The sequence below is a fragment of the [Phormidium] sp. LEGE 05292 genome (assembly GCF_015207735.1).
In the GTDB taxonomy this organism is placed as follows: Bacteria; Cyanobacteriota; Cyanobacteriia; order Cyanobacteriales; family Aerosakkonemataceae; genus Floridanema.
On sequence record NZ_JADEWG010000234.1, the window covers coordinates 1 to 7,008 of the forward strand.

The 7,008-nt window shown below is 41.8% G+C and carries 6 protein-coding genes and 1 pseudogene; 1 reads left to right on the top strand and 6 read right to left on the bottom strand.

The window, feature by feature from the left end; all coding sequences use genetic code 11:
* Positions 1–19: 19 nt before the first annotated feature.
* Both IQ264_RS30675 and IQ264_RS30680 read right to left on the bottom strand, forming a co-directional pair.
* Positions 20–475, bottom strand: a pseudogene (locus IQ264_RS30675) (GUN4 domain-containing protein); the annotation flags it as partial.
* 175 nt (positions 476–650) lie between these two features.
* Positions 651–1,148, bottom strand: a complete 498-nt coding sequence (locus tag IQ264_RS30680; RefSeq protein ID WP_193986199.1) for an adenylyltransferase/cytidyltransferase family protein — start codon at positions 1,146–1,148, stop codon at positions 651–653.
* Positions 1,149–1,278: 130 nt separating this feature from the next.
* On the opposite strand from IQ264_RS30680, the gene IQ264_RS30685 reads away from it, so the two are divergent.
* Positions 1,279–2,700 carry an NADP-dependent isocitrate dehydrogenase gene (locus IQ264_RS30685; RefSeq protein WP_193986201.1) on the top strand — a complete coding sequence of 474 codons (1,422 nt, stop codon included), beginning with the start codon at positions 1,279–1,281 and terminating at the stop codon, positions 2,698–2,700.
* A 106-nt stretch (positions 2,701–2,806) separates the two neighbouring features.
* Here IQ264_RS30685 and IQ264_RS30690 read toward each other — a convergent pair whose 3' ends face one another.
* The 4 genes from IQ264_RS30690 to IQ264_RS30705 all read right to left on the bottom strand — a co-directional run bounded on the left by IQ264_RS30690 (position 2,807) and on the right by IQ264_RS30705 (position 6,900).
* Positions 2,807–4,009 (bottom strand): hypothetical protein, encoded by a 1,203-nt coding sequence (locus IQ264_RS30690; RefSeq protein WP_193986203.1) that lies wholly within the window; start codon positions 4,007–4,009, stop codon positions 2,807–2,809.
* 342 nt (positions 4,010–4,351) lie between these two features.
* Entirely contained in the window at positions 4,352–5,527 is a 1,176-nt protein-coding gene (locus tag IQ264_RS30695; RefSeq protein WP_228061937.1) for an LptF/LptG family permease, read from the bottom strand.
* 54 nt (positions 5,528–5,581) lie between these two features.
* Positions 5,582–6,310: an LPS export ABC transporter ATP-binding protein gene (gene lptB, locus IQ264_RS30700; protein ID WP_193986205.1), complete on the bottom strand. Its 729-nt coding sequence runs from the start codon at positions 6,308–6,310 to the stop codon at positions 5,582–5,584.
* A gap of 59 nt (positions 6,311–6,369) precedes the next feature.
* Positions 6,370–6,900, bottom strand: coding sequence for an LptA/OstA family protein (locus tag IQ264_RS30705; RefSeq protein ID WP_193986206.1), 531 nt, complete (start codon positions 6,898–6,900; stop codon positions 6,370–6,372).
* Positions 6,901–7,008: the final 108 nt, after the last annotated feature.

Sequence of the window (7,008 nt, forward strand, 5' to 3'; positions counted from 1 at the left end):
CAGTCCCCAGTCCCCAGTCTTAAGTTGTCCAAGCTGGATGAGATAATAAGGAAGCCATGACTCGCACCCCTCGTAATTGGTTGGACAGGGGTAGGTGTCCTTTGGGTGCACTCAGTTCCCAGGTAAATTCGTTGGGGTATCTTGTCCAATTATTCCCTGTCTTCCAACCGATTTTCGGCCATAATTTTTCCCAATTTTTTCCTAAAGAAAGCCAGATTTCCCTTTGGACAGAAAAACCAAATTTACCTTCGGAGTAATTCAGCCAAAGTTGATTAATGGTTTGTAAATCAGTAAGGGGAAAGTTTTCTACTTCTGTAAAATACAACCATTTTCTTTGTGTTGCTTCAACTCCCGCCAATTCACATAACTTTTCTAGAGTCATTTGATCGGCTGCTTGAAAGTCTTGTGCTTTCAGCAGTGTTTCTAGAGGAGTGTAGTCAATATTGCGTTCAGATTTTAATAGCACTATATCAGTATTGTTCATGGTTCATTGATTTATGTTGGTGATTAGTTGATGATATTGGGACTGGGATAGTTTTGAGTTTTGAGTTTTGAGTTAGGGAGAGTTGGGGAAGTTTTGAGTTTTGAGTTAATAAACTTCTCCATCCCCCCATCTCCCAATCTCCCCTGCCCCTCAGCCCCTCAGCCCCTCAGTCTTCTTGTGTTTGTAAAATGCGATTAATTATACCTGTGGTGGAAGTGGGAATTTCAATTTGAATTAATTCTACGTGCCCACCATAAGCTTGCACTACGGTTGCTTCTGGGAGAGTTTCTAGACTGTAGTCGCCTCCTTTGACATAGATATCAGGTTTTAGGGCTGCGATGATTGGAGTTGCTGTGGTTTGGGCAAAAATTATTACTGCATCTACGGGTTTTAAGGCGGTGAGTAGTTCGGCTCTTTGGATTTCTGGTATTATTGGTCGCTGTGGCATACCAGGGCGGTTTGGTTTGATGGTTTGTACGGATCGATCGCTGTTTAACCCAACAACTAACGATCGTCCCAAGGATTTGGCTACCTGTAAGTAACGAATGTGACCTACATGGAGTAAATCAAAACAACCGTTGGTAAATACCAAAGGTCGCCATTGATTTGGGGCTTTTGCGATCGCTTCTTGTAACTGGGCTAAAGTGTAAACACCTGAAATCATTGTTAAATATTTGCCCTTCACCACAGACAGTGTACCCGACAATACCAAATGGTGCGTTCGCGAAGCGTACCGTTAGGTGTATCGTCTAGGCTTTTCTAATATTGTGCTATTTCGGATCTACTAGTGGATTATGTACGACAAAATTACACCCCCAACTACAGGTGAACGTATTACTTTCGAGAATGGTGAACCCCAAGTTCCCGATAACCCAATCATTCCCTTCATTCGTGGCGATGGTACAGGTGTGGATATTTGGCCCGCAGCGCAAAAGGTTTTTGATGCAGCGGTAGAAGCTGCCTACGGTGGCAAACGCAAAATCAGCTGGTTTAAAGTTTATGCTGGTGACGAGGCTTGCGAACTCTATGGTACTTACCAATATTTACCCCAAGACACTTTAACTGCTATCAAAGAGTATGGTGTTGCTATCAAAGGGCCTTTGACAACACCGATCGGTGGTGGTATTCGTTCTTTAAATGTGGCATTGCGACAAATTTTCGACCTTTACGCTTGTATTCGTCCCTGTCGCTATTACTCTGGTACGCCTTCTCCACACAAAACTCCCGAAAAGTTAGATGTGATTATCTATCGGGAAAATACCGAAGACATTTACTTAGGTATTGAGTGGCGAGAAGGTACGGAAATTGCTCAAAAGTTAATCCACATTCTTAATGATGATTTGATTCCCGCTACTCCTGAACATGGAAAAAAACAAATTCGCCTCGACTCCGGGATTGGCATTAAACCAATTAGTAAAACTGGTTCTCAACGTCTTGTCCGTCGTGCCATCAAACACGCTTTGCGCTTACCGAAAGAAAAGCAACAAGTGACTTTGGTGCATAAGGGCAATATTATGAAATACACTGAAGGCGCTTTCCGTGACTGGGGTTACGAGTTAGCAACTACGGAGTTTCGTGCTGAATGTGTGACAGAACGGGAATCTTGGATTCTCAGCAATAAAGAGAGAAATCCTGACCTTTCTATTGAAGATAATGCCCGGAAAATTGATCCGGGTTATGATGCTTTAACTGAGGAAAAGAAAGCTCAAGTTTGCCAAGAAGTTGAAGAGGTTTTAAATTCAATTTGGGAAACTCACGGTGACGGAAAGTGGAAAGATAAGATCATGGTGAACGATCGCATCGCTGATAGTATTTTCCAACAAATTCAAACCCGCCCCGATGAATATTCCATTTTGGCAACTATGAACCTCAACGGAGATTATCTGTCGGATGCTGCCGCTGCGATCGTCGGTGGTTTAGGCATGGGGCCTGGTGCTAATATTGGTGATGTATGCGCGATTTTTGAAGCGACTCATGGTACTGCACCAAAACACGCAGGTTTAGACCGCATTAACCCTGGTTCTGTGATTCTTTCTGGGGTAATGATGTTGGAATTTTTAGGTTGGCAAGAAGCTGCTGATTTAATTAAAAAAGGTATTGGTGAGGCAATTTCTAATCGTCAAGTTACTTACGACTTAGCGAGGTTAATGGAACCACCTGTAGAACCACCTTTGAAGTGTTCGGAATTTGCTCAAGCGGTGATCGATCGCTTTTAATTGAATTAACCTTAAGAAACCCGGTTTTTCAAAAAAACCGGGTTTCTGGTCTATTTCATACCTTGCTTTAGCTTACTGTTTTGCATCAATTCGCCCAATCACGAGTTTAGGGATTGGAGAATGTGTTAATTTGACCACCACCTATATTTCTGCCGGGAGGATTTCTAGGAATTGAAAACGGTGCTGGTGTATTTTGGATTTGATTCGGTGCTGTTTGAACTCCCGAATTAACAAAATTAGAATTATTTACACCACTGGTAGTAGGTAAAGTTTGCGCGGTATTTGGTACTAGGGGTTGGTTGAGGTAAGTATAGGAATTAGGTACATTATTTGTTAACCCAGGATTATAAACATTAGGTATGTTTGTTGGTACACCAGTTATGGGAACTTGTACTGTTGGTGCCGTGTTGCCAGAGAGATTAGAATAAGGCGTAAGCGGAATCGATCCTTGTACAGGAATTCCAGAATTAGGATTAGTTGTAGTTACGCCTGTGTAATAGGGAGTTGTGCCTAATAAAGGCGTTAATTGATTAGGCTGTGCTATTAAATTAATGTTGTTTTGTGCTACGGATTGGCGATCGAGCGCCGCTTGCAATGGATTAATTGCGTTACCATTAGCATCGAGATTTGTCTGTCGATTATAACCATTAGCACGGTCTAATGCAGTTTGCAAAGCGTTGGTATTATTGGAATTTATAGTTGCGCCGTTGGTTGAGTTTAGACCATTAGAGTTATTATTTGACAGGTTGTAAAGGAAGGGATTTACGGCAGTTTCTGCATTATTTCTTCCCGCATTATTCACAGTGGAAAATTTAATTGAAAAGGGATTATCATCTATATTTGCTGCTGGTTGCTGATTTGCTTGTCCCTCAGATGAATTAGCCGCTTTATTTTGAGCCTGCCTTTGCTTCATGTATTGATCGAATAAGTTTTCCTTTGACTTTTCAGATGCAGCATCCAAAGTTTCCGTATTAGCGGCTAAATCGTTTTCTAACACTGTGGATATGTCGATATCAGCTGCGATCGCTCTATCTTCTGTGCTCATACTCGATTCTGGAGTTCGATCGCTATCAGCTTTGTTATTGTTACTGACAGTGAGAGTTTCTTGATTGTCTTCAGCAATAAACTCTTCTAAATTGGCAAAGTAAATCCCGGCGAAAGTACTCACCAATAATAAAAATATAATTGTTCCCCAAACTTGAGGACGGAGTAAAGGCCGTAGCCTTGCTTTGAGATAACGAAGATGGGCGGGGGGTTGATGAGATGACATGGCTGGAAATCCGAGTAAGCTAGCAGTTAGTGATTTCATGCCCAGGGGTGCTTTGTTTTCTGTAATACTTTTCCGCCAGACAAGATCTCACAGGGGTATCTATTCCCAGGATAACTTCTATTCACCAATATTTTTTGCTTTTTTCGTAAAGATTATCTCAAAAAAAGCAGAAGTCAAAATTCATACCATTTTAGATTTAAGGGTTGTCAAAAATATACCCTGTAGCGGTTTCAATCTAGCATCTGTAAATCAGGGTAAAAAAACAACTAATTAATCAGACTCATATCAAATCGAACAAAGAATGCTACAGATCTCCCCCCACCTCCCCGTAGGTTATCTGTAGCAAATATTTAAGAATTTCTTATCATTCCCAGTCCCCCATCAACGAGCAAGTCGCCACAATAGCCAACTGCCCATAGCTACACCAAATATATTTGGCAACCACCCAGCAATTTCAGGAGGAAGAATACCGCTCAAACCAAAAACATCGCCTAAAGTCATTAATAAGTAATAAGCCAAAATAATTAAAACGCTAATGCCAAAACCTGTGGCTTTACTAGTGCGTTGAGGGCGAATGCCTAAAATTGAACCCAGTAAACCAAATATCAAGCAAGAAAAAGGTAAAGCGATTTTTTGGTGAATCCGTATTTCCAGTTTGCGAATTTTTTTAGTGTCTTGACTTAAGCGAATTAACTTCAGTTGTTCTAAAGCTTCGGCAATGTTCATTTCCGCATAGTCTCGACTTTTTCTGGCTAAATCTAAGGGGGCGCGAGGTAATTGTAATTGCTGGTGTTCAAAGCGCACAATGTGCTGATATGAACCATCGGGCGCTACTAGATAAGTTGTTCCATTGTAAAAGTCCCAAGTATTTTCAGCTTGGTTCCAAACAGCTGATTCTGAGACAACAATGCCGCTAACACCCGCTCTCTCCGATCGCGATTGCTCCAAAACCGTTAAACCTTTCATTCTTTCCCCGTCAAATTCTTCGGCATAAAATAACCGAGTCATCGCGTCTACTCTTCTGCCATCTTTTAGAGTTATTTTGTTATATTCGGGATAAATAATGTTCCGTTCTTGGAAATCTTTTCTGGCTGGTCTATTTAATGCGAATTGTAAGGTTTGGGTAGCTTCGTATTTAGCGGCTGGTACTACTAATTCATTCAACCAAAAACAAAGCCCAGTTACTACTATCCCCAGACAAACTGCTGGGATTAACAGTCGATAAATATGAATGCCAAAACTGCGTAAAGCGATTAATTCACTATCACTACTAAGACGACTATAAGTAATTAAAGTAGCTAACAGCATTGATGCTGGTAAAGCAAAGGCAATAAAATAAGGTAATTGTAATAGAAAAATCTTCAGTGCCACAGTAGGTGCTAACCCCGAATCGCTAATCTTCCGCATTAAATCAAATAATGCGCCGATCGTGACTCCTACTGATGAAAACAGTCCGACTCCAAACAAGAATGGGGCTAGTAATTCGGTGAGTAAATAACGATCCATCACCGAAATTCCCACTGGTAAATAGAAGAATGCAGACTTAAATTTGGGCATTAGACACTTGGTTGTTAGTTGTTGGTTGTTGGACTTTTCAAATAATAAAAGTAATTATTTTTGGAAATTTTCTCCTAAATAGTATTGTTTTACTAAGGGATTATTGTAAAGTTCATCGGCACTACCAGAAGCTAAGATTTGTCCATCGCGCATAATATAAGCTCGGTCTGTAATTGCTAAAGTTTCTCTGACGTTATGATCTGTAATTAAGATGCCAAGTTGCTGATCGCGCAATTTTTGCACAATTTCTTGGATTTCTGCCACAGCGATCGGATCGACACCAGCAAAAGGTTCATCCAAAAATAGGAAATTTGGCCCTTGTTCACCAGCCGCTAACGCCCTAGCTAACTCTGTTCTGCGTCTTTCTCCCCCAGAAACTTGAACACCTTTAGTGCGAGCAACTTTTTCTAACCGAAACTCTCGCAATAAAGCCTCTAAACGTGCTTTTCTTTGCCAGCGGGGGACTTGTGTTTGCTGCAAAACTAAGAGAATATTTTCTTGGACACTAAGATGGCGAAAAATGCTAGCTTCTTGAGCGAGATATCCCAGCCCTAATTTTGCCCTTTGGTGCATGGGCAAATTAGTCACATCGCGATCGTCAAGCCAAACAGTTCCCGAATCGGGACGTTCTAAACCAGTAGCAATATAAAAAGTAGTAGTCTTACCAGCGCCATTTGGCCCTAGTAAACCCACAACTTCCCCTCGCCTAACGGAAAGATTGACCCGATTAACAACCTGCCGTTTGCCGTAAGACTTATGAATGTTCTGTAAAACAATTTTCACGCCGCCTTCTCCGCCTGGTTGCAGCCATATCAGAAAATAGTGTTTGATTCTACCACTGCTTAGCGTCCTCCGGGGGAACGAGTGTTAGATTGAGGACGAGGTGTAACTGTAGGAACCTTTGGTGGTGGTGTAGCTTGGGTGTTTAAGTTGGGGTCAGAAACCAGGTAAATTGATTCTACCTGTCGATTTGTTTGGGGTACAGCGATAAATCGTCCTTCATCAATCAGATAAACTACTTGTTCGCCGCGAATGCTATTACCGTTTTGCAGGACGTAAACGTTACCCGTAAGGATAATCCGCCGTTCCTTGCTAAAGTATTGAGCTTGAGCAGCTGTCGCTTGAATTTGGCGGGCTGGGTAAAATAACTGTACGTTACCCCTAGCGGTAATCACTCCAGTTTTTTGGTCTGCTTCTTGAATATCAGAACGCACGGTTAAAGGGCGGCTGTCAGCAGTTGGGGGAGATGTTTGCGCGAGCGAAATTTTATTATTGGTACTAACTGCGATCGCACCCATAAACATCGAGGGTAACAGCAAAGTTAACCCCAAGCGACACAGATTATATAGAGGAAATTTAACAGCAGACATCATAATTCACGCAAGCTTAGGAACATTAAGCTAGATGCTGGATAATCATAGCATTTCCTTTAGCTATTGCAGGCGATCGCAGGGGAGATGGGGAAATGGGGAGATGGGGAG

Bases quoted from the DNA above. Each gene is read 5' to 3' on its own strand.
- IQ264_RS30685 (WP_193986201.1), top strand. From the start codon at position 1,279: ATGTACGACAAAATTACACCCCCAACTACAGGTGAACGTATTACTTTC.
- IQ264_RS30680 (WP_193986199.1), bottom strand. From the start codon at position 1,148: ATGATTTCAGGTGTTTACACTTTAGCCCAGTTACAAGAAGCGATCGCA.
- IQ264_RS30690 (WP_193986203.1), bottom strand. From the start codon at position 4,009: ATGAAATCACTAACTGCTAGCTTACTCGGATTTCCAGCCATGTCATCT.
- IQ264_RS30705 (WP_193986206.1), bottom strand. From the start codon at position 6,900: ATGATGTCTGCTGTTAAATTTCCTCTATATAATCTGTGTCGCTTGGGG.
- IQ264_RS30695 (WP_228061937.1), bottom strand. From the start codon at position 5,527: ATGCCCAAATTTAAGTCTGCATTCTTCTATTTACCAGTGGGAATTTCG.